The following is a 22823-nucleotide window of genomic DNA, read 5'->3' as shown; positions in this document are numbered from 1 at the left end:
CTCCAAAACTATTTTTTGTAATATCTCGAACCAATAAATCCTTTAACTATTTTATTAGCTAGTCCTTGGTTATGAATACTTACCTGCTGACCAGTAAATCTATATTCAGAAATAGAAGTTTTAGAATAAATTGGTCCATTTTCATTATACCCTGTTATCTTATAAGGGTTAAGTAAAAACTGACCAACTACATAATCATAACTATGTTTTCCTGTTCCATTCCTATTCTTATATACAAAATCAGCTAAGCCGGTTACACCAGGTGAGAAAGCATCACTAAAGGTTTTACCCTTATAACTATTGAAAACATCCTTATCAACAGCAAATGCCATCACAACTCCATTTCCTTTAAATCGCTTTTGAACCCAATTCTCTGCTTGAATAGAATTGGTAGTCATGTAGAAACCCTGACCGAAATCTAGTCTAGTTTTACGTGATTTAACAGTTACATCATTTAATATTGAATCGATATATTCTGTACTGGTTGCATGATAGAGTATGATTTGGTCATTATTTCTTTTCTTATTTTTGACCCCATCCGCTGTTTCAACATAAGCTGCAGTAATAGCAAAACCAGCAGTAAGAGCATCAAAAAGTTTCTTAATACCTCCTAGTGCCCCTCCAGCGACAGGTGGAAGCATAAGGCCACCACCACCGCCACCTGGGCCTAATTCCTCTCTATGCCCACTCGGATCAACATATCTTAATGGATTATTGGACACATAGGCATACAAATTCAAGCTCAGCGGGTCATCCAGTTCACCCTCATACGAATCCTCGTTAATAAACCTTCCGGTGTTTGGATCGTACCATCTTGCTCGTAAATATTGCAACTGCGTGGTATCATCCCATAGCTCACCGGAATACAAGAAAGGATTATGAACCTTCTCCTCTTTCGACTCCAAATTGCCCCAAACGTCATACTGATACTTGTTTAGTAACGCACCATGGCTATCACGTAGCTCGGTAATATCCCCGTGTCCGTTGGTTTGGACATATGCCCTGCTATCATCTGCATATGCAATGGCTTCTAACTTGGCTCCTCGGATATAGCTTGCTTTTAGTTCCGGTGTACCGTTGTGTACTTCGGCTTCCGCGATGATCTGAGCTCCATCATCGTAATAGTACCGAGTGGTCACACCATTTTCAGTTCGTTCAACAAGCAGATTATCACCATTGTACTGGTATTCGACTTGTTTTGTATCCTGCTTAACTCGGGTCAATCGGTTGCGGGTATCATATTGATACTCGCTGCTGACAGCATTAATTTCCTTATCTGACTGCATTGTCAGGCGGTTGCCTTGCTTGTCATAGGTATACTGCTCGTTATTGTCACTTCCAGTTACAATCCGATCCAGCTTGTCATACGTAAAGTTATCCTGCACGCCCTGCTGCACACGCTGAGTGATATTTTTATTATTATCATAGCTGTAGCTGTATGTGTTTAGTGCGACCTGATCTCGTACTTGAACCTGCCCAACGAGATCCTTCCCGTTGTAGGTTTTACGATCATTAACACCATTTTGAGACTGTGAGGACATAAACAATCCATTCTGATAATACGTATACAGTGCGTCAGGTGCATCCTTGACGCTACCTACAGAATTCATACGGTTTATGGAATCATATGAATAATAAACGGTATTGCCAAATGGCCCCTTCATTGCTGTCCGATTGCCATTCAGATCATACGTAAAATCTGTAGTAAGTCCATCTGGATAGGTTAACCGTGTCAGTTGCTCCGTTGCTGGGTCATACTGGTATCCGGTAGTACCCGTATGATCCGTCATGCTAGTTCGTTTTCCTACCGCATCTACGGTGATGCTGATAATTTCATCCGAACTGTTCTTACTGATTAAGTTACCACGTAGATCATAGTCATACGTGAAAGCATTCCCATTGCGATCTACATCTTTCGTCAGATTGCCACTTGGACTATAATAACTCTTCGCTACATTCCCTGACTTGTCTTTGGTCTGAATACGGCGGTTTAATTGATCATATTTATTTTCCTTAATGTTGCCGTTTGGATCAATCGTCTTCAGCAGGTTGCTTACCAGATCATAGGCATATTGCGTCTGTTCTCCGTTAGCACTAGTCACTTTACGGAGCTGACCCAACACATCGTACGTAAATGCTGTGACGTTACCATTACCATCGGTTTGCTCCAGTATGTCGCCACTAATGTTGTCGTATTTGTTCTTCTCGAGTGTTCGCAATACCTGATCCAGTTGCGTCTTCTCTTCCGTCTGCAACACTTTACCCCACTTGTCATAGGTTACAGTCTGAATGTAACCTTCGGCATCTGTACTTGTTGCCGTACGTGTCACATCATCGTATTTTACTGATGCGGACGAACCATCTGCTCCTGTGGTCATCACCACACGGCTCCAGTTGTCAAACGTATTACGGGTGCGATTGCCCAGTGCATCCTCTGTCCAGGAAGCTCGACCATACGGATCATATCCCATTCGCTGAACAGCAACGTAGTTGCCGCCTGAGAAATAACCTTTTTCAATCTCCTGACCAAGTGAATTCCATTTGGTTATTCGTTGCTGAGCTAGCTCATCGGTAACCTTAATTTTATTGTTGATGTCATCATAGTATGCGCTGAGCGTTGCCCCGTCCGGCTGGATCACCTCAATAGTTCGACCTATTGCATCCAAACGGTATTTGGTTGTACGTTGCTCAGCGTCTGTGGATGAGATTAATTCACCAGTAGACAGGTCATATTCCGACGTTGTGCTTATCGGTGTTGTTTTGCCATCCACATCTGTGACCATCATGCTAAGGCGAGTTGGAAATGCGTTTTGATAACGACTGTCATACTCCAGTGTCGCATTTCTTTCCTGTGCGCCGTCCGAGATACGCTGAGTTAACAGATTTCCATAGGTATCATAGGTATAGACCGCCTGTTGCAGTAGTTCACCTGAGCTACTATCTTTACGATTGATGATTTGCGTAATATTTCCGACATTACTGCGCGTGATTACGGTGTATTTCTTGTTGGCAGAGTCCACCATGTCCGTAACACTTGTTAACCAGTGTCTTGTACCATCATACGTACTTGTCGTTGTTCGTCCAGTTTCGTCTGTAATCGACGTGATATTACCATAGTCGTCCAGTTGCAGGCTTGTTGTTAACACATCCTTCGCCTGGTTATCCGTTACAGAGGTCACTGTTGGTGTCGGTGCCGCATAACCTCGTCCTTTGACCGTTTTACCATAGGTGTAGGATGTCGTTTGTGTCTTCCCTTCAGCACTTACAATCGTACGATCCAGATAAAACTGCGTTGGTGTATCCGTATTAATATAATCCTTGCGATAGTTGTATTGGGTATTCGTTAATCCATTATTGATGGACGTTGCAAAGGTGACATCCTGTCCAAACGTCGCCCCCAGATCTGAGGTGTAACTCAATGTCTGACGATTATAATCTTCTGTCGAGCCATTTTCATAGGTTAACTGGTCTCTACGAGACAATACACGATACGCTTCGTTAAAAGAATCCTCACCAATATATCGTTTAACGGGGCCATTTTCATACTCGTAGAACGTTTTTGCACCTGTATTATGCTGCACGGATGTGAGCAACGCATACGGATTCAATACTGCACGTTCAGGGCTAAACCCAAGCAAGTTAAACTTGGCATCAGCCAGCTTGTATGAGTATGTCGTTTTTCTACCCAACGGGTCGATGACGGAATCGAGCAGCTCCATGCCGTTTTTCGTTTGTTTGTTGTAGGTAACCGTGCGGTTCCCCTGAACAATTGTTACGGCTGAGGCCGTATAACTGATGCGAATCGTATTGCCTATAGCATCCTTTACTTGAGTCAACAACTTGCTGTTATATATTGTGTTGTTCTCATAATAGAATTGAACATCATTTTTCTGTCCATCTGAAATCTGAAGCAGACGTCCATCCGTAGAGAAATATTGCTTTGTTAATCCATCTGCAGATATCATGACCAGTGCAGAAGTTTCACCATTTACAGTAGTAGACGTATCCGGATTCACCGTAATACCTTCCCAGTCATAGCCCTTAAGTGTGTTACCTACGATCTCGTATCGCCCACCATCAGCAAATACTACTTCTTTCTTATTGTTCTTCGTCTCGATGGATGGCAGTTTCCAAGACCATCCTTTACCGAGTGGATAGGTTTTATCCAGAGGATTTGGAATGGTTTTATTATAATAGGTCACATCCGTACCATTGCCCACCTGATATGCGCGAATTTCTGCATTTGGCTTGGAAGCCATATAGTAGTTATAGCCATCATCGATTCCATTTTGGAACGCGGCATTGGGATAGTTATTAATTTCGTTTTTGAGATCGCTCGCTTCGGACCAATAGTCTGTGCCATCCGTCGCCTGAGTTGTTGATTCTGCCGCTCCCTCGGTAATCTCAGTTTCTACCCACGGGAGCTCATTCACGTTATATGCTTTACGTTGCTTGCCTCCGCCTCCAAGAGACACCCAGTTATCATATCGTCTGGACGAGTAAGCGCCTGGCTTGGTGACGGTGCCGGCATAGGTCTGTGAATAACTACGTGTATCCGATGCCGGAATGGTTACAGAACCATCATATTTGGCTTCCCATGTCTTGGTACACACGTAGTTTGCCACCGATTTGTTCGGTGATGGACAAGCCTTCGTATTCGTTACAGACGAACGAGTCAATGTAATGGTCTGACCCTGTACTGTAGCCGTTTTAGTTTGCGGGCAAGGGCTCTCAGATCCCGTTTGTACCCAAACCCCCTTGGCATCGTATTTACCAGGAATGGAATTCACACAGGACTGAGTAGGTGCTGTAATGGTACGGGCTGGTTTATATTCACCGGAAACTACCGTTGGTCCGCCCTGCTTGTTCAATGTACCACTGAAACCTCCACTGTTGTAATCCACACTTGACGGAAGGTTACTCGTGCTCGCAGCATACTTTATGGTTTGCTCTGTGCGTGATTCAGGAGCTGTGTAGTAGACTATACGCTGACTTGCGACTTGCTTGGCCTCTGCTTCTGTCGTATACGTGCCCTTCGGCATGATTTTGGTTTCCTGAATCGAGGTTTCAGTATCTACTGTACCATCCCCGTTATTGTCTAACTGGTACCACATGCTTTCACGATACTTTACGTGGTATTTAGGGATTTTCTTTTTTCTAACCGCACTATACGTGACAAAATATTTGTAAATTGGATAATCATATGTGTTATAGCCCACATCCATATCGTAAAACTGTGCTGATGCCGAGTTATACTGTCTTTCCAAGGAAAACCCCATGCCATTGCGGCCCGGAAGCGTAGCATCCACATGCTCCAGCATCAACCCACCGCTCATGTTAGAAATGGCTTCACCGTTTTCTCCCACCGTATAGGGTGCTTCATTAAACGAATTTTTGTTAAACACCGGTGCTTTCTCGGTAATATGCTTCCCAGGATCGGGCACGCTGGTTGACGCTGCTAAGGGTTGGATGACGTCAGCAGTAGCTGTGCTATCTTGCTTTTCATCATCCGGTACATCACTTTGACCTTGATCTGTGGTTTCAGATTCTGGGATGTTCGTCGATCCCGTTTGCTCGTTATTATCCTGAGCTGGCTCCTCGACAGCGGGCTGCTCTGTCTCAGATGTCCCACTCTCAGGATCTGTTACAGGCTGTTCGATTTCTTCAGAATTTTCTTCTTCCTCTTCTTCATTCTTTGACTCGCCAAGATCAGACTCCCCATAGACCTCCTCAGTCACGGCAAACGTGTCATATCGTTGCATGATGCTGGACTGATCCGCACCAACACTGACAATCGATATATCGTTGTTAAGAGAATATTCTGAATATACGTCACTTGTAACGCTTTGAGATTCATTGATTTCATTTGGATAAAGTACACTTAGTGCTTCGTCAAACCCAATCTGACTCTCTCTCATTTTAAAGAAGGCTGACAGGATCTGATTCAGATTGTATCCTTGATCCAGATAGCCCTGAATAAAGCCTTCCGTCGTACCAAATTCGTCAATCAGAATCTGAATCAATTCATTGGAATTGCCCTGTTCTTCCTCCGCATATGTAGTCGCCGGAATCCAGTTTGCGAAAAGTCCTGATAATACTGAAAATATAAGGATAATAGAAATAAATTTCTTCATAGAATGTTTCAACTAAATTTCTCCGTTCAAATGTTAGTGGCTATTATTTACTGATGAACTATGGATTGACTACCGTTGTTTTTTTCAAATTACCATTCTTATCGTATTCATAACTAATCTTCTTGCCTGATTCAAAAAGGATGTCAGTGAGTTGTCCTGAAAAATTATAGATATAAGAATATTTCTCAGTTTTTCTCTTTCTCACATTGTTACTTGCTTCGGATTCATTACCTGATGTACCCTTTGTTTTGACAAAGAAACTGTATTCTTTTGTAACATCAAGATTATTAATGATAAAGTTATTTTCTTTTGTGTTTCCAATCATTACATTGTTCTGATAGACATTATATCCATCCCACTGCTCGTATTGTTCCTTCAGTTTATCCCAGGAAAGTTGAACTGACGAAGTATTTATCACTTTGAGTTTCAAATTTGCGGGTTTTTCAATACTTGATATTACTTTCGGTTGATCATCAATAGTTATAAGCCTAGGTGAGGTTAATCTACCTAACGACATATCGGACATAGACCTGACGTCCTGCCCCCAAATATATATTTGAGAAGTTTTACTAACAGCACCGCTAATGAATCCATTTCCTGCTGCTATAGAATCAACTTCAGACAAACCAGGTATTTGAATGGGTAATAAACGTTCCTCAGTTGTGTTGTCACCTAACTGACCATTAGCATTGTTCCCCCAAGCCCATACGCTTCCATCTATTTTGAGAGCAAGCACGTGTGATTTACCTAATGCGAGTTGCTCAACCGAGCTCAAGTTTGTACTAACCTCTGGAGACTTTCTGACTGTTTTAGTTCCATCACCTAGTTGTCCATAACTGTTGCTTCCCCACATCCATACATCGTTATTTACGTCAATCGCCGCACTGTATCCATTGAGACTCTGATAAATGTGCTTAATCTTCATTGGAATTTCAACCTGTACTGGAACCAAGCTATTATCAGTGCCACCGTTAGCAAGTTGATAACTCTTGTTATCTCCCCATCCCCATACCGTGCCATCCTCTTTAAGAGCATAGACTGATTGTTTTCCAACAGCTATTTCTGTCACCTTATCCAAATCAGGTACTATAGTGGGCACAGAACGCGACTCATTATCTCCAAGTCCTAACTGCCCAATGTAACCTGTACCCCACGTCCAAACTTTTCCGTCTATGGTTAGAACCGCGTAAAAGTTCGCTCCTTCAGCCACAGTTTTCACTTTTTTTAATGACGAAAAAACAGACTCGGAAGTTGAAGAAGAACGATGCCAGTCTAATACCTGACCTTTCTTATTAATCCCATAGCTACTGAAGCTTCCTGTAGAAATACCACCAATTTCGGTTACCGAAGGTATTAATTTTATGTCGTCAAATACACCATCAAACGTTCTCCCCAATTGACCTTCACTATTATATCCGGCCGACCATACGGTTCCATCTCTGCCCTTTACCAAAAAATGCTGAGTTCCGATCGAGATCTGGTTAACTGCATTTTCAGATTTATCCACTTCTGCTTTAACTGTAATTGTAATTGTAGCACTTAATGCCAGAATCACGCTTACAGTAATTAATAAAAAGATTACTTTTTTAATTTCCATTTTTAAGATTATTCACCCTTACTAATTTATTTTAATTCTCAATACCTAAAGAGAAATTTTACTTTGTAACGATAAGCTTCACTCCATTCTCTTTGAATCTTTTGCTGAATAGCTTTATCATTATCGTCTATTCAGTGCCATAAATATATAGGTTTATTTTGTGTTTTATTGTCTTTTTTTGTCGATTAAAAACCTGATTTAATATAAAAAAGTTTATATATGTATAATACTCCATTTATGAATATTTTTTATTAGTTACAAATAATAACTTTAATCCATACAATATAAATTCATATTATATGGATAATATACGTAAATTTAATAATCTTGAGAAATTAGTTTTTTTACGAATATGTATATTTACTCAAAAGGAAAATCACCTGTAAATAACACATAATTAAATTCAAAAAAATAATTAACATTTCCTTTATTCATACATATTCCCACTTAAATGTTCTTTATATAAATATTATTAACAATGGAACTGTTCATTTAAAAACGCCCATCAGTCCACACCTCAACTAGGCGCTGAGCAGCAACGACCTGTCTACCGAATTCCCTTCCCTTTCTCCCTTTTATACACGTACCTTCCCCATACCACCAACGCCGCACACAACAAGATCACACAATAAGCCCATACAAAAAACATGGCAAGCCCCAACCCGATGTTGGCATCCAGGCGCTTATCAAAGATCTCTGTGTATAGCGAAAAACCGAGTGGCACGGCGCCAACAACGAAAAGTCCAATGGACCATCCACCCCAGCGTCGGAAACCGGACCCCGCACGAGTACTGGAAAGTTTGCGAATTCCTTGAGTCAGAAGCCACCAAATCAGAATAAATAATAGACAGGTTATAAGAATTTTCAGCATATCGTTCAACTGCATATCGTGTACCTCCTATATCTTGCAAGATGATGAACATATCTTACACGTTAAGTGTTCTCTTTACTATATTACCCGTTTCCACATCCATGATCACAGGCAGATATGAGCACAGTACCCCTGACCCACAATTGATCATGAAAAAAAAACGCCAACGCCCTGACTCCTTCCAAGTCAAGAACGATGGCGTTACTTCTCGTATTTACATTGTTACATCCACATAGGATAGGATAGGTTACGCGCCAAACTGCGCATAGTGAAGGCGGCTGTACACCCCACCTGCTGCGAGTAATTCTTCATGGCGTCCCTGCTCCGTAATGCCTTGTTCAGCAACGACAATAATGCGGTCTGCATTTTTGATCGTAGCCAATCGGTGGGCAATAACCAGTGTGGTCCGGCCCTCGGACAGCTCAGCAAGGGATTGCTGAATCGCCGCTTCCGTTTCTGTATCCAGCGCGGATGTGGCTTCGTCCAGGATCAGAATTGGTGGGTTTTTCAGGAACATACGGGCAATAGACAGACGCTGTTTCTGTCCACCGGACAGCTTCACACCGCGTTCACCAATTAACGTATCCAATCCTTCCGGCATGGATTGAATCAAAGGTTCCATCTGGGCACGTCTGGCAGCCATCCAAATTTCTTCTTCAGATGCATCCAGCTTGCCGTAGGCAATGTTCTCCCGAATGCTTCCATCGAAGAGGAACACGTCCTGTTGTACAATTCCGATATGACTACGCAAGGAGTCCAGTGTCATATCCTGTATCTCCTGCCCATCGATCGTGATGCGACCTTCCAGCACATCATAGAATCGTGGCAGCAGACTGCACAACGTTGTTTTTCCTGCACCCGATGGACCGACAAGCGCTACGGTTTCACCTGCACGTACGTTTAGATCAATACCTTTGAGCACAGGCTCCTGATCCGAATAACCAAAGGTCACTTGCTCATAACGGATATCTCCACGCAAATGGGATACTGTAACGGCTCCTGGACGATCTTCCACATCCGGTTCCATATCAAGCAGCTCCGTATAACGTTTGAAGCCTGCAATCCCTTTTGGATACGTCTCAATAACCGAGTTGATCTTCTGAATTGGTGTCAGGAACACATTGGACAACATAATAAATGCAATGAACTGACCGTAGGTCATACTGCCTTGAATCACAAACCATGTTCCGCATACCAGGACAAAGAGAGATACCAGCTTCATCAGCATATAACTGACAGAGGAGTTCCAGGCCATGATTTTGTATGCGATTAGTTTGGTCTGACGGAAACGACCGTTGTTCACAGCGAATTGTGCTTTTTCATGCTCTTCATTAGCAAAAGCCTGAACAACACGGATACCTGTAATATTGTTCTCTACGCGAGCATTGAAGTCCGCAATATCACCGAACATTCGGCTGAATGCCTTGGACATTTTGCTACCAAAGTAGAGTGACAGATAAATAATCAGCGGTACGATGATAAAGGTTAACACCGCCAGATTCCCGTTAATGCTCATCATGATGCTGAATGCACCAATTAGCGTCATGACCGCGATAAATACATCCTCCGGACCATGATGGGCAATCTCACCGATATCCATCAGATCGTTAGTCATACGGGACACGAGGTGTCCTGTTTTTGTATTATCGAAGAAACGGAACGATAACTTCTGCACATGATTGAACAGACTTTTACGCATATCCGTCTCAATGTTAATGCCTAGCTTGTGTCCCCAATAGGTAACCACGAAGTTGAGAAATGAATTCAATAAGTAGATGCCCAGCAATGCCAGACACGCCCATAGAATCCAGTCCCAGCGGCCGCCTGGTAGCAGATCATCGACTACCCGGTTGACCGCCAGTGGAAATGCCAGCTCCAGCAGGGCGACTAAAATCGCACAACTGAAGTCAAGAATAAAGAGCTTTTTGTAAGGCCTATAATAGGCAAAGAAACGGCGAAGCATGGACTGAAGTCCTCCTTATGCAACCACACAATGGTGATTACGTTCTATTTCGTCTTGCTTAAGAGGTACAGGAAGTATGGCGCACCAATAATGGCAACCAGGATCCCCGCAGGAATCTCCGAAGGCTGCAGGATGACACGACCCAGCGTATCTGCAACCAGCACAAGCAATGAACCGATCAGTGCAGATGCGGGTAACAGGAATTGATGTTTTGGACCCACCAGACGACGTGCCAAATGCGGTCCGATCAGACCAACAAAACCGATCCCCCCACTCACAGATACACATGAGCCGGCAAGTCCTACAGCAGCCGCAAGCAAAATCAGTCGCTCACGCTCAACCGGAGTCCCGAGTCCACTTGCCGTCTGGTCACCCAGATTCAACACGTTCAGTACACGTGCCTTATACAGAACAAGCGGGACAAGAATAATAAGAAACGGGAGCAATGCCGTTACAAATTTCCAGTTCGAGCCCCAGATGCTGCCTGCCATCCAGGTAGCTACAAATTGATACTTTTCTGGACTAAGCCGTAACGTAAGCACGATCATGGCAGAACTGATTCCCGCCGCTACCCCGATCCCTGTAAGCAGCATACGAGTAGGCATAATGCCCTCTCCTTTTTTGTAAGAGAGAATGTAGATCAGAAATGCAGCAAAACCGGAACCGATCAGGGCCAGAATTGGCAAAAGAAATACCGGCGCTGCTGTCGTTGTCGGGAAAAAGGAAACAAATAACATGACGACCAGACCAGCACCTGCATTAATCCCGAGGATCCCCGGATCTGCCAACGCATTCCGAGATACTCCCTGCAAAATACAACCAGATAACGCAAGTCCGGCCCCGACCAGCACCGAAATCACAATACGTGGCAGACGGAATTCAAACAGGATCAATTCCTGTTTCGCCGTGCCTCCACCAAACAGGGTTCGCAACACCTCAAGCGGCGAAAGCTTGGTAAAACCTGTGTTCATGCTCACCACAAAAGCCGTAATAATTAATAGGGCAAGCACAATGAGGACAATCGTACTCTTGGTTCTCTTCTTGCGCTCTGCTCCAACTATTGTTGAGGATTCCATCGTTACAGAGTCCTCCTTTCTTTACGCGCCAGATACAGGAAGAATGGTACCCCGATGAGGGCAACCAAAGCGCCAATTGGCGTCTCGTACGGCGGGTTAATCATACGTGCAGCCAGATCCGCAAATACAAGCAACAGACTGCCCATCACAGCGGAACATGGAATAATCCAGCGATAATCTACCCCAACCAGCTTCCGCGTGAGATGGGGAATAATGAGTCCAACAAAACCGACCGCACCCACCACGGACACAGCTGTACCCGCGAGAATCAGTACAACAATCAGGCCTATGAGCTTGATCAGCCCAGTACGTTGCCCCAAGCCCACCGCAATATCTTCTCCGAGACTAAGCAGAGTAATGGAACGGGAGATGAGAAGACCTGCGATCAGTGCCGCGAGTACCCAGGGGAACATGACCTCAAGTTGAGACCACTTCGTTCCGGCTACACCACCAGCTGTCCAGAAAGCCAAATCTTGTCCAATTCTGAAATATAATGCAATCCCTTCACTGAGTGCCGACAACATCGCAGATACAGCCGCACCTGCAAGCACAAGGCGTAGTGGTGTAAGACCTGATTTGGAAGCTGCACCAAAACCATACACCAACAGGACACCAAGCCCTGCTCCAAGGAAGGAATACATGATGATATACATAAATGGCAAGCCAGGGAAGAAGGCAAAACAAACTGCAAGTGCAAATCCAGCTCCTGCATTTAACCCAAGCAGACCTGAATCGGCCAGCGGGTTACGAGTCATGCCCTGCATGATCGCACCAGCTACAGCGAAACATGCACCTACCATTGCTCCTCCAAGGATACGTGGTAATCGAATCTCCCATATGATCTGATGTGGAGTCAACTCAGGATTGAAATCAAAGATAGCCTTCCAGACTACACTAAGCTTAATATCAGCAGCGCCAAAAGAAATGGACAACGCCATACCCAGAGCGAGTAGCAAAACTCCCCCTGTAAGAATAAGTGTGGCCGCCCACGGACGAGTGTGTATCTTCGCTGTGGGTGAATCCGGATTATGTTTTTCTGGTGAAGCTTGTGAACTCATACGCGCCCACCCTCGTTATGAGTGGAGCTGCTCAAACCTATGTACATAACAATCACCTCTCTATAAATACCGAACTTTAATGATATTGATTCTCATTCCCATAGACCATTGTAAGTGAATCCACCGGCTCTGGCAATGGACAAATAGGACATGTTTATTGCATATATGAATATTTGCACACAATTTTACACGCAAAAAGGCTGCGCAAGAGCCAAAAAGCTCGAACACAGCCTTATCATTGCATATGTAGAACATGTAAAATACAGACTCATTTAACGGGCATGTACCGTAACTAAGGATGCCAGGACATCCGGAACATCGGTAATGATCCCTTGCACACCCATATCAATCATGGCCTGCATCTCGGCAGGATCATTCACGGTAAATGGATAGGTAACAACGCCATGTGCCAGTGCAGCAGCAACATCTTCTTGTGTGACTGCCAGCTTGTAGGGATGAAGGCCGGTAGCTTCGAGTTTGGCGGCATAATCATAGGGACGATATAACTTTTCCATATATAGAAGTGCTGTACGAATCTCCGGGGCAAGACGTTTACATCTCACGAGCGAAGCATGATTGAAGCTCGACAGCACAACCTGTTGCTCCAGATTCCAATCCCGGATCGCCTGTATGACCTTCTCTTCCATCCCTTTATAACTCACAATACCATTTTTCAATTCCAGATTAAGCAGTGTTCCTTTCCCCTGTACCAGCTTGAATAACTCCTCCAGAGAAGGAATACGTTCCCCGGTAAAATCAGCATGGAACCAAGACCCGGCATCCCGTGTGCGCAATTGATCGTAAGTCGTATCCTTAACCCAGCCTTCTGCGCCGCCAGTTCGGCTTAACGTCTCATCATGAATCAGTACCAGTCTGCCATCACTCGTCATCTGCACATCGGTCTCAATGCCTGTCGCTCCAAGCTCCAGACTCCGTTCAAAAGCGCTCATCGTATTCTCCGGGCATACGGCAGATGCACCGCGATGGGCAATAATCTCCATGTTCCTCATTCCAGCGCCTCCTGTGTTCAAGCTTCACTCTATGATCATCACTATAAACACGGTTTGTTAGACCTGTATTAACAGAACGTATAATCGGTTGCCTGCTTCGCTAATACTAGCGACCGGGCCCAACATCTAACGGGCTGGGGATTCACTCATTTTTGCGAACTCAATCTGAAAATCGACATAACATAGTATGAACGATGGAAGCACTGAACTCCGTTATAAGGAGGTTGACTATTGAATCCCTCAAAGAAAAAATCGATACCTACGCGTCCTCACACATCCCAGTTACAGTCGGCTTCCAGGCTTTCCAGATCATCTGTCCATATCAAAAACAAATCCGGCAAGACGGCTAATCAGCGTTCTCTTAACTCCAGTTCACCCAACACACTGGATCAGCTGGCTATTGTTGCAGCAATACTCTCCTTAATTGCAGCCGCCATCGGGCTATATATCGCCTGGAAATCGTTAAGTAATCCGGATCAAACTGCTGTTGTGGTGTAAGCTGCTTGTTGCGCAGCTAATGGCTCAGGAGGCTCTCTCCTGCTTCTGACCTTATTCAGGGGCAGGTTTTTGCTTTTTCAATTATTTACGTATGCTGGAAACGTCAAAAAACCGTTCCCCTGAAACGCCGGCATATACCGGCGTCTCTTTGGAAAGGTCATTTTTTATTCGGGCGCTGCCTCTGCAGCTTAATCCCCGTCCCGGGATACTGACCGAATTACAGAATGAATGTGCGAGAGATAATAACCAACAGAATGAACAATACCAGAATTGCACCTGTTGATGTCCATGCTCCACCACCGAAGCCTCCGCAATATCCGTAACCTGTGCCTTTGAGTTCGCTCATGAGTGACACTCCCCTCTTCATCGAAGTACACTATAGACTATGTCCGATAGCGCAACTTGCTTGGGCAGATCGAAAATTCTCCCGAGGAACGAGTAGGTTCAGGCCCGTCTTCTTATGCACTCATTTCCCGTTGAGTTGTGACCACTTCTGAGTCAGCTCTGCAGGAATATAGGATGACATTTGTTTGATCAGCTCAGCCGGATCAGCTTCCAGACTCCATAGACTGAGATGCGAAGTGTTGGAGAATCCTTCCTGTACGCTATGTTCTACCATCTTCATTAACGGTCCATAATATCCGTTGACATTTAATAAGCCAACAGGCTTACGATGAATACCGATCTGTGCCCAGCATAGTACCTCGAATAGTTCTTCAAATGTACCCATACCTCCGGGAAGTGCAATGAATCCATCGGATAATTCAGCCATCGTAGCCTTCCGTTCATGCATGGTTCCCACTTCAATCAGTTGTGTGAGTCCTCCATGAACAACCTCGCCCCGGAACAATCCGGTAGGCATAACCCCGATTACCTCTCCCCCTTGCTCAAGAGCAGCATCGGCTACTGCACCCATCAAGCCCATACAAGAACCACCATAGACCAGTGCATAACCACTATCAGCAATCTGTTTGCCCAGTTGAACAGCCTTCTCTGTATAATCGGGGTGATTTCCCGGATTGGAGCCTGCAAAAACAGCTATACGTTTCATTGGGTTTCACTCCTTCTCATGATCTTTTTAGATTGAACTAAAGAATATTTACACGTGCCACTTCGATGACAGAACAACCTTCCGATCGCTGTTATCCCCAGATTTTTTAATTCAATTTTACAAAGGTGAAAATCTTGGGATAGCGTATGCTTCCGATGTAGCTTTCTTTCAGAAAGCTTTTAGGCGAACGCTCCGCTTCTCCAGCTTTTTTCTGTCCTCTACGTTCTCGTGTAAATGTTTAGTTCAATTTATCTATTTTAATAATATATATCATGAATGTTATGGGTATGTACAACAGGTTAACAGAACCAATGGACAAAAAAAAACCGACCGTTTGCAGCCGGTCGGGCTCCCATTTCAATACACATCAATTTAGAAGGGGTTGTTATTACCTAATATACAGACCAAATATTAAATCCATATGATCTTTGCATGAAATGAATATTAAATCTTCGTATAACTAACGTATCCCACGGCGTGAACGTACGACAAACATATGCTTGTCTTTACGAAGAACACGACCATCTGCAAGTTCAACCTGATCCTCGTCATGACGCAGAATCGTCGTGGATAAAGCTACAATTTTGGCCCGGCGCCAGATCATCACCTGTGACTTGAAATAGATCGCATTTTCAAACTGAATCGCCTTTTTCATCACATATCCAACCTTGTGCACTTCAGAACGTGCTTTCTTTAAGGGAAGACTCTCTTCGGGAAGAGGTCTGATCATTGCGATATTGTCAAACGATACCTTAATCCGTTTCGGTCCGATCCGTACACATTCCGCTTCTTCATCCCACTCGACCAGCGTTCCCTTTAATGGCTCCCGTATGCCTGTTGCACGATATACCGCTACTTTTCGTCCTATCCAATGTCGCAATGTTCTCACCTCCATCTGTCTAGTTTTCAGGTATCTTCCAATCGATCGGTTCAATACCTTTGGAGGTCAAGAAATCATTGGCTTTGGAAAAGGGACGACTGCCGAGGAATCCGCGATGCGCAGCCAGCGGACTGGGATGTGTAGACTCCAGTACCAGGTGCTTGTCCCTGTTAATAAAAGCACCTTTCTTCTGGGCATGGCTGCCCCATAGCATATATACCATCGGCTCTGAACGTTCATTCAGCGCACGAATGACAGCATCCGTAAACGTCTGCCAGCCCAATGCCTGATGGGAGTTCGGCTGACCTTCACGGACCGTCAGAACAGCATTTAATAGCAGGACTCCCTGCTGTGCCCAATGAACCAGAGATCCATGATTCGGAATCGGCAGGTCCAGATCGGCCTGAAGTTCCTTATATATATTTTTCAGAGAAGGCGGTACACGTACCCCCGGTCTAACCGAAAAGCTTAATCCATGAGCCTGTCCCGCACCGTGATAAGGGTCCTGACCAATAATAACAGCCTTAACCTGATGATATGGCGTCAGCTTCAATGCGGAGAACAGGTCTTCTTTGGGCGGAAAGACCGTCTGCGTTTTGTACTCAGCGGCGAGAGTGTAACGAATCTTGTTAAAATATTCGGCTTCCGTCTCTTCCTGAAGCACCTTGTCCCAATCGTTTCCAAACATATGTATAGACTCCTTTCCCCTGGTGAATGCAGTTTCGTTCAGCCCAACTACTGGGCTCTTCCTTCTGAGAGCCGCATGTCATGCAACTCATAGACTATCCACCATTTTAACATAACCGGGGACAGCAGACCAGAATTGCACATCAGGGTATACGTTCACCTCAAAATAAATCGTATTCTCGCTACATTCCGTATACTCATCCAAAAAAGTCACCTCGCTATTGCGTGGTGACTTGATGACTTTATACTTGAACGGGCACCTCTTCGACTTCTTTCACAAGCACACTGCTGATTCTCCGTAACCCTTCCTGAAGGACAGAACGCGGACAAGCCAGATTCAACCGAATGCAACCCTCACCATTGGCTACAAACATATGACCATCTTCAAGCAATACACCCGCTTGCTCAGCGAAGAATAAAGGTAAACTTACATTTTGTGGAGCATATGCCGAAATATCAATCCAGGCCAGATACGTGGCTTCCGGGATGTGAAAAACAGCCAGTGGCAGATGCTGCTTCACATACTGTTCCACGCAGGCGAAATTGGCGTCTAGATAACCTTTCAATTCTATCAGCCATTCATCACCCGTTTCGTAAGCCGCTTGAGTGGCAGCGATGCTCAGTGGGTTTTTGAAACCATAATGGCGTGCCTGCCAGATTTCTCGAAGTGCCTTATTCGGAATGATGACATTGGAGAACATCAGACCAGCCATGTTGAATGTTTTGCTCGGGGACATACATGTAATGATTCGATCCGTATCCGGGAACAGCTTTGCGAGTGGCGTATGTCTTTTGCCTGTCCGCAGCAGATCACAGTGAATTTCATCCGAAATAATCCATACGTTGTTCCGCAGGCAGATCTCACCCACACGTTGTAACTCTTCCGTTGTCCAGACACGTCCAGACGGATTATGCGGGTTGCAGAAAATACATACCCTTACCTTCTCATCCTTGGCCTTGGCTTCAAAATCCTCAAAATCAATCGAGTAACGCCCCTGCTCATTGAGCATATCCGAACATACCAGTTCAAGATCATTATGCTCCGCAGCTGACTTGAAGAAACCATAGGATGGGGTAACAATCAGTACTTTCTCATCCGACTGACAGATATATTCCACCAGTTCATACAAAGCGGGAATGATTCCGTTTGAGGTCTCCAAATGTTCCTTCGGGAAGGACCAATCATAGTATCTTTCCATCCAATTTGAGACAGCTTCGTAATACGTCGGATCAAACACCTGGGAGTAACCCATAATTCTACGGTCCAGACGCTCCTTAACTGCATCCAGAATCTCGGGAGGTGTGGCAAACTCCATATCTGCAATCCACATGCGAATAAATTCTTCATCTTTGAATGGAAATGTCATGTCCTCTGTGGCATTAAAAATATATTGACGGAAACCATCCGTATTCATGGCATTTGTTCCTGTGCGGTCTATAATCTCATCAAAGTTATATTTCATAGCTTCTGCTCCTCTATCTGCTTTACTTTTTCATTGTCGTTTCATGTCGTATTACATCCATTATTTCATGACGCAGGAATTGCATCAAATGCAATACAATCTATTCTGACGAAACAAATGAAGTTTATTGTTTCTCCAAAATAGGTATTTCGATGAAAAAGTGATATATTTCTCATATAACATCATTTTTATGAATGACTTTCATCATTTTCACGTACTCTCAAGAAACATTGGCATAAGGAGAACCGGTTATGAACAATATCAATCAGGAAGTTGGCAAGAAAATACGAAACTTTCGGAAGTGGCGGGGACTGACCATTCAACAGCTTGCGGATCAGATCTTCAAGAGCAAGGGTACGCTGTCCAAATATGAGAGCGGAGATATTACACTTGATCTAGTCACGTTACATCATATTGCTAACGCACTCAACATCCAGGTGGAGCAACTCTTGTACCAAGAACCAAGGCATGCATCTCCCCTGATGAATGCGGTCCCGTCCAGCTTTTTCAAGAACTCCACCCGTTTCTATTCTTACTTCTATGACGGGCGTAACAACAGTCTCATTCGTTGTGTCATTGACATGATGGCTCAATCGGATGCCAACCGTTATCGCACCGTGATGTATATGAATGTGAAGGATTTTGAGAACTACCAGGAGTGCGAGAATATGTATTGGGGCCACACCGAGCATTATGATACACTCACCACGCTGATTTTGAAAAATCAGGCTACGCCGCTGGAGAACCTATATATTAATATTTTGGCGTCTTTTCAGGAATCGGAGAAAAAATGGGGACTGATGGCTGGTGTCTCCTTCAGACCTTTCATGCCTATCGCGCTCAAAATGTTATTCTCCAGAACCCCTCTGCCCGAAAATCAGGAGTTATATAATGAATTGAAAATCTCAAAGGAAGATCTGCGGACCCTGAAAATATACAACATGCTCGCTGTCACCTGAACAATGCAGTGTGTCACACATTCTCATATGGGATGGAGACAGTCCCTCCCCATTAGAAAAGGCACTTCTATAAGCTGTTGAAACCAGCTCATAAAAGTGCCTTTCGCTTTGACGCTTATTGGATCGTGGAATAAACGAGACTAACGCTTAGTTTTTAATTAAATCCAGCGTCTCGTCAAACATTTGTTTCTGTTCCTCAATCTTGTTCTCATTACCGATCACGCAGCGCTGTTGCTGTTCAAGTACGGCCGATAAAAGCTCAGCAAAACCGATAATGTCGCTTTCCTTCGTGCCTAACACTTCGTCACGTTCCTGTTGCAGATCCGCTTCAGTCACATTCGACAGATAACACTCCAGAGAGAATGCTCCTTCGCCATAAGGCGTTCTAGGCGTATCGAGATCCTGAATCGCACCAATGATATAACGCGTCATTTCCCGCTCGTCTGCCCGGAAATCGGTCAAATATTGCGGTATCTCTTCATATACTTTGTACGTTTTATCCAGGTTCGGATCACGATACGATGCAACGTAGCTGTCTCCGTTCCGTCTGAAGCCTGACATACAGCCATAAGCTCCACCTTTGGCTCGGATATTGGTCCACAAGTAATCCAGAGACAGGATTCCCTGCAAGACCCGTAGAGAACCGGTGTATTGGTATCCTTTGTCGATATAATTGCCCGTTTGCACCACGTACTGCACTTCTGACGGGGAACGGAATCCTTCCTTATGAGTAGCCGGTGTGAACGTAAACTCTTCCTTGGCAACCTCATGTGTGAACAGCTTCGCTTTCAGGTCGGATACCTGTTGCTCCAGTCCTTCATATCCCTGCTCATCGGCAGTATAACTAACAAGCAAATTCTCCGGTCTGAAAATATACCCCGTCAACTCTTGCAGACTGGAAGATAACTCTTCTTTTCTCGCCTCAAAATTCGCCTGAAGATCCTCAAGCCACTGGTAAAAGGCAATGCCACTTACAGCTTCCCTGAAATCGGCAACTGCTGAATGTTTGGACGAAGACCGGCCGATTCCCGCAGAGTGTCCGCTATTGATCAGATTACGTTGCAGGTTACCTTTCATCTGGGAGATGATTTCATATAACCGCTTCGAATTATCGAATCGGGATGTGAACACGATTTCTTTGATCATATCAAAGGCAAAACCAAGCTTGTCATACAACACTTTTGCGTTGAACTCATAGGTCGCCTTGAATTCATTGTGCTTATGCGCGTTAGCATAAGATCCTATCCCGCTATGAATACCACCCGAATGGATATGGATTTCATTGGACAATTCATTAAACGAGTAGTTTTGAGTATCCACGTAACCCAGTACATTCTTGAGCAATCCTGCATACGGCAGGAGATGACGTGGCACTTCTTTGATATCAAACAACAGTCTCAGATAACCAATTCCGTTGGTGTAAAGGTTATGATGGAGAATGGTTGTTCCGTCGACCTGGTTCGCCGTTTGATGCAACGTAGAGGCCTTCGGTTCAATATCTTCAATCGATAACGTCGGAATGACCTGCTGTTGCTCTTTGGTTGAAGGTGTATTCTGATACTCAGCGAGTGCCTCCGTTTTCTGAATCAACGTGTGAACTTCTTCCTCGCTAAGACCGGCTTGAATGGTTTTCAGACGTTCTTTCAACGCTTCTTCTTTGCGTGAGTTCAGCCCCTTATCCGGGGTAAGCGCCACAAAGGAAGTATGTGTGTTTTGCAAAATATATTTCTCAATCAGTTGCTCGAAGTAACCTTCGTTCATTTTTGTCCGCAGTTCAGCAAATACGTCATTGGCTTCTAAATGAGTGAAAGGTGCTTCTTCATCGTACAACCAGCTTTGCAGGGAGGAGAATCCGTAGATCAGGCCTTTCGGCATTCTGCCATAGTCCGCTTCTCTGTGATTGAACTCATACGAGTTAATGCCAGCAAGCAGCGCTTTTGGATCAAAGCCTTCTTTTACCACACGCTCAAGTACTTCTTTGACCGTTCCCAGGAAATCCTCTTTGCTAGCCAGATTGCTCTTCTTCAGTCCCACAGTGAATACAGGTTGATACAGGCTGTCATCATACGAACCGTAGACATCCTTCGCAATGCCTTTATCCAGCAAAGCCTGTTTCAACACCGCTCCCGGAGCGTTCAGCAGGGCGTATAACAAAATTTGGAACGAAATGTTCAGTTCCTTGTCCAGACTTGTGCCGATCACCGCGTTATAGGTCAAGAAGCTGTTATCCACTTCCGATTCCGTACTTCCCGCAGAGTAAGTTTTAACTGTGTCTACCCGTTCTGCAAAGGCAGGTTGAAGTTGAATGGCCGAATCAATATCGATGCGATCATATGCACTCAGATAGTTCTCATCCAGCCATTGCAGCTTCTCTTCCATATCCATATCCCCGTAGAGATAGATATAACTGTTGGAAGGATGGTAGTATCTCGTGTGGAAATCCAGCAGCCCCTGATACGTTAAATTCAGAATAGCTTCCGGGAATCCGCCAGACTCGGAGGAGTATGTGGTATCCGGGAAAAGGGAGTTCAGCACTTCTCTGCGCACCATTCGTTCCGGTGAAGAAAAGGCACCCTTCATCTCGTTATATACAACTCCGTTGTAGGTTAATTCATCATCTGCAGAGGTCAGGTTGTAGTTCCAGCCCTCTTGTAGAAATATCTTTTCATTCTCATAAATATTTGTATTCAATACTGCATCCAGGTAAATATCCATCAGGTTATGGAAGTCATGATCATTACGACTGGCGATCGGATAGATCGTCTTATCGGGATACGTCATGGCGTTAAGGAATGTATTTAATGAACCTTTCAGCAACTCAACAAAAGAATCCTTGGCCGGAAATTTCTTGGACCCACAGAGCACGGAGTGTTCTAGGATATGGGCTACCCCTGTATCATCTTCCGGAGGTGTACGGAAACCGATACTGAATACTTTGTTGTCGTCCTGATTGGACAAAAGTACAATTTTGGCTCCAGATTTCTGATGTTCCAATAGATACGCATCCGATTTCAGTTCTTCGATTCTGCGCTCCTGTAACACCTTGTATGGCTTAAGCTGTTTCAACATAAACTTGAGTCCTCCGTCCATAAGATTGTTTTATTGGTTTTGTGACTCTACATAAGTTCAAATATGTTTATTTACACGGGCACTCCGATGACAGAACAACAGGTGTCCTCTCCGTTATCGTGTACATGTGTAGTTGAACCTATATCGTTCAGCAAGGTAAAGGTAATATATGCCTACAGATAGTATACACCATTGTTCCGTCTCTTCATAAAAGTCAGATAAATGTACCTTCTGATATGTATTATGCAGGGTTTATGTTTATGAGCTACATGGTGATGTGGTCTGCAATGAAGTGACATTCATATTAAAGAACACAAAAAAGATCGCATGCAGCTTGGTTAACAAGCGTCATACGATCTTTCTTTTTAAGATGCCGAGGACCGGGATCGAACCGGTACGGTAGTCACCTACCGCAGGATTTTAAGTCCTGTGCGTCTGCCAATTCCGCCACCCCGGCAGGATTATGTATTTCTTGGCGACAAGAAATATCTTACCATGAACTAATTA

General features: G+C 44.4%; 15 protein-coding genes and 1 tRNA gene. 2 read left to right on the top strand and 14 right to left on the bottom strand.

The window, feature by feature from the left end:
• Positions 1-8: 8 nt before the first annotated feature.
• From PAEAM_RS07135 to PAEAM_RS07105, 7 genes are all read right to left on the bottom strand, one after another.
• A complete protein-coding gene (locus tag PAEAM_RS07135) occupies positions 9-6134 on the bottom strand; it encodes an RHS repeat-associated core domain-containing protein (protein WP_165789850.1) in 6126 nt (2041 codons plus the stop codon).
• Between the two features lie 58 nt (positions 6135-6192).
• On the bottom strand, positions 6193-7731 hold the full coding sequence (locus PAEAM_RS07130) for an RCC1 domain-containing protein (protein WP_100527085.1): 1539 nt from the start codon (positions 7729-7731) through the stop codon (positions 6193-6195).
• Between the two features lie 547 nt (positions 7732-8278).
• Positions 8279-8617, bottom strand: a complete 339-nt coding sequence (locus tag PAEAM_RS07125) for a hypothetical protein (protein WP_100527084.1) — start codon at positions 8615-8617, stop codon at positions 8279-8281.
• A 232-nt stretch (positions 8618-8849) separates the two neighbouring features.
• Complete coding sequence (locus tag PAEAM_RS07120) at positions 8850-10565, bottom strand: ABC transporter ATP-binding protein (protein ID WP_076250814.1); 1716 nt, start codon at positions 10563-10565, stop codon at positions 8850-8852.
• A gap of 44 nt (positions 10566-10609) precedes the next feature.
• Positions 10610-11641 carry a FecCD family ABC transporter permease gene (locus tag PAEAM_RS07115; protein ID WP_076250813.1) on the bottom strand — a complete coding sequence of 344 codons (1032 nt, stop codon included), beginning with the start codon at positions 11639-11641 and terminating at the stop codon, positions 10610-10612.
• 2 nt (positions 11642-11643) lie between these two features.
• Positions 11644-12699, bottom strand: coding sequence for a FecCD family ABC transporter permease (locus tag PAEAM_RS07110; protein ID WP_036614761.1), 1056 nt, complete (start codon positions 12697-12699; stop codon positions 11644-11646).
• A gap of 272 nt (positions 12700-12971) precedes the next feature.
• On the bottom strand, positions 12972-13709 hold the full coding sequence (locus PAEAM_RS07105; RefSeq protein ID WP_100527083.1) for a glycerophosphodiester phosphodiesterase: 738 nt from the start codon (positions 13707-13709) through the stop codon (positions 12972-12974).
• Positions 13710-13940: 231 nt separating this feature from the next.
• On the opposite strand from PAEAM_RS07105, the gene PAEAM_RS07100 reads away from it, so the two are divergent.
• On the top strand, positions 13941-14207 hold the full coding sequence (locus PAEAM_RS07100; protein ID WP_036614763.1) for a hypothetical protein: 267 nt from the start codon (positions 13941-13943) through the stop codon (positions 14205-14207).
• 217 nt (positions 14208-14424) lie between these two features.
• Here PAEAM_RS07100 and PAEAM_RS32460 read toward each other — a convergent pair whose 3' ends face one another.
• From PAEAM_RS32460 to PAEAM_RS07080, 5 genes are all read right to left on the bottom strand, one after another.
• Complete coding sequence (locus tag PAEAM_RS32460; protein WP_255319930.1) at positions 14425-14553, bottom strand: hypothetical protein; 129 nt, start codon at positions 14551-14553, stop codon at positions 14425-14427.
• A gap of 120 nt (positions 14554-14673) precedes the next feature.
• Positions 14674-15258 (bottom strand): LOG family protein, encoded by a 585-nt coding sequence (locus tag PAEAM_RS07095; RefSeq protein WP_017687370.1) that lies wholly within the window; start codon positions 15256-15258, stop codon positions 14674-14676.
• 460 nt (positions 15259-15718) lie between these two features.
• Entirely contained in the window at positions 15719-16138 is a 420-nt protein-coding gene (locus PAEAM_RS07090; RefSeq protein ID WP_017687369.1) for a hypothetical protein, read from the bottom strand.
• A 19-nt stretch (positions 16139-16157) separates the two neighbouring features.
• Complete coding sequence (gene ung, locus PAEAM_RS07085) at positions 16158-16826, bottom strand: uracil-DNA glycosylase (protein WP_047843722.1); 669 nt, start codon at positions 16824-16826, stop codon at positions 16158-16160.
• A gap of 241 nt (positions 16827-17067) precedes the next feature.
• A complete protein-coding gene (locus PAEAM_RS07080) occupies positions 17068-18288 on the bottom strand; it encodes a MalY/PatB family protein (protein WP_100527082.1) in 1221 nt (406 codons plus the stop codon).
• 251 nt (positions 18289-18539) lie between these two features.
• On the opposite strand from PAEAM_RS07080, the gene PAEAM_RS07075 reads away from it, so the two are divergent.
• Complete coding sequence (locus PAEAM_RS07075) at positions 18540-19247, top strand: helix-turn-helix domain-containing protein (RefSeq protein ID WP_017687366.1); 708 nt, start codon at positions 18540-18542, stop codon at positions 19245-19247.
• A 147-nt stretch (positions 19248-19394) separates the two neighbouring features.
• Here PAEAM_RS07075 and PAEAM_RS07070 read toward each other — a convergent pair whose 3' ends face one another.
• Positions 19395-22316 (bottom strand): insulinase family protein, encoded by a 2922-nt coding sequence (locus PAEAM_RS07070; protein WP_100527081.1) that lies wholly within the window; start codon positions 22314-22316, stop codon positions 19395-19397.
• 371 nt (positions 22317-22687) lie between these two features.
• Positions 22688-22773 (bottom strand) — tRNA-Leu (locus tag PAEAM_RS07065).
• Positions 22774-22823: the final 50 nt, after the last annotated feature.

Origin of the sequence: Paenibacillus sp. GM1FR, from assembly GCF_002803315.1 — a bacterium.
Taxonomy (GTDB): Bacteria; Bacillota; Bacilli; order Paenibacillales; family Paenibacillaceae; genus Paenibacillus; species Paenibacillus amylolyticus.
This window is presented reverse-complemented; position numbering and strand designations above follow the sequence as displayed.

What these genes read in the sequence shown, in the direction of transcription:
- PAEAM_RS07135 (WP_165789850.1), bottom strand. Translation starts at nt 6,134, where the DNA reads ATGAAGAAATTTATTTCTATTATCCTTATATTTTCAGTATTATCAGGA.
- PAEAM_RS07130 (WP_100527085.1), bottom strand. Translation starts at nt 7,731, where the DNA reads ATGGAAATTAAAAAAGTAATCTTTTTATTAATTACTGTAAGCGTGATT.
- PAEAM_RS07125 (WP_100527084.1), bottom strand. Translation starts at nt 8,617, where the DNA reads ATGCAGTTGAACGATATGCTGAAAATTCTTATAACCTGTCTATTATTT.
- PAEAM_RS07120 (WP_076250814.1), bottom strand. Translation starts at nt 10,565, where the DNA reads ATGCTTCGCCGTTTCTTTGCCTATTATAGGCCTTACAAAAAGCTCTTT.
- PAEAM_RS07115 (WP_076250813.1), bottom strand. Translation starts at nt 11,641, where the DNA reads ATGGAATCCTCAACAATAGTTGGAGCAGAGCGCAAGAAGAGAACCAAG.
- PAEAM_RS07110 (WP_036614761.1), bottom strand. Translation starts at nt 12,699, where the DNA reads ATGAGTTCACAAGCTTCACCAGAAAAACATAATCCGGATTCACCCACA.
- PAEAM_RS07105 (WP_100527083.1), bottom strand. Translation starts at nt 13,709, where the DNA reads ATGAGGAACATGGAGATTATTGCCCATCGCGGTGCATCTGCCGTATGC.
- PAEAM_RS32460 (WP_255319930.1), bottom strand. Translation starts at nt 14,553, where the DNA reads ATGAGCGAACTCAAAGGCACAGGTTACGGATATTGCGGAGGCTTCGGT.
- PAEAM_RS07095 (WP_017687370.1), bottom strand. Translation starts at nt 15,258, where the DNA reads ATGAAACGTATAGCTGTTTTTGCAGGCTCCAATCCGGGAAATCACCCC.
- ung (WP_047843722.1), bottom strand. Translation starts at nt 16,826, where the DNA reads ATGTTTGGAAACGATTGGGACAAGGTGCTTCAGGAAGAGACGGAAGCC.
- PAEAM_RS07080 (WP_100527082.1), bottom strand. Translation starts at nt 18,288, where the DNA reads ATGAAATATAACTTTGATGAGATTATAGACCGCACAGGAACAAATGCC.
- PAEAM_RS07075 (WP_017687366.1), top strand. Translation starts at nt 18,540, where the DNA reads ATGAACAATATCAATCAGGAAGTTGGCAAGAAAATACGAAACTTTCGG.
- PAEAM_RS07070 (WP_100527081.1), bottom strand. Translation starts at nt 22,316, where the DNA reads ATGTTGAAACAGCTTAAGCCATACAAGGTGTTACAGGAGCGCAGAATC.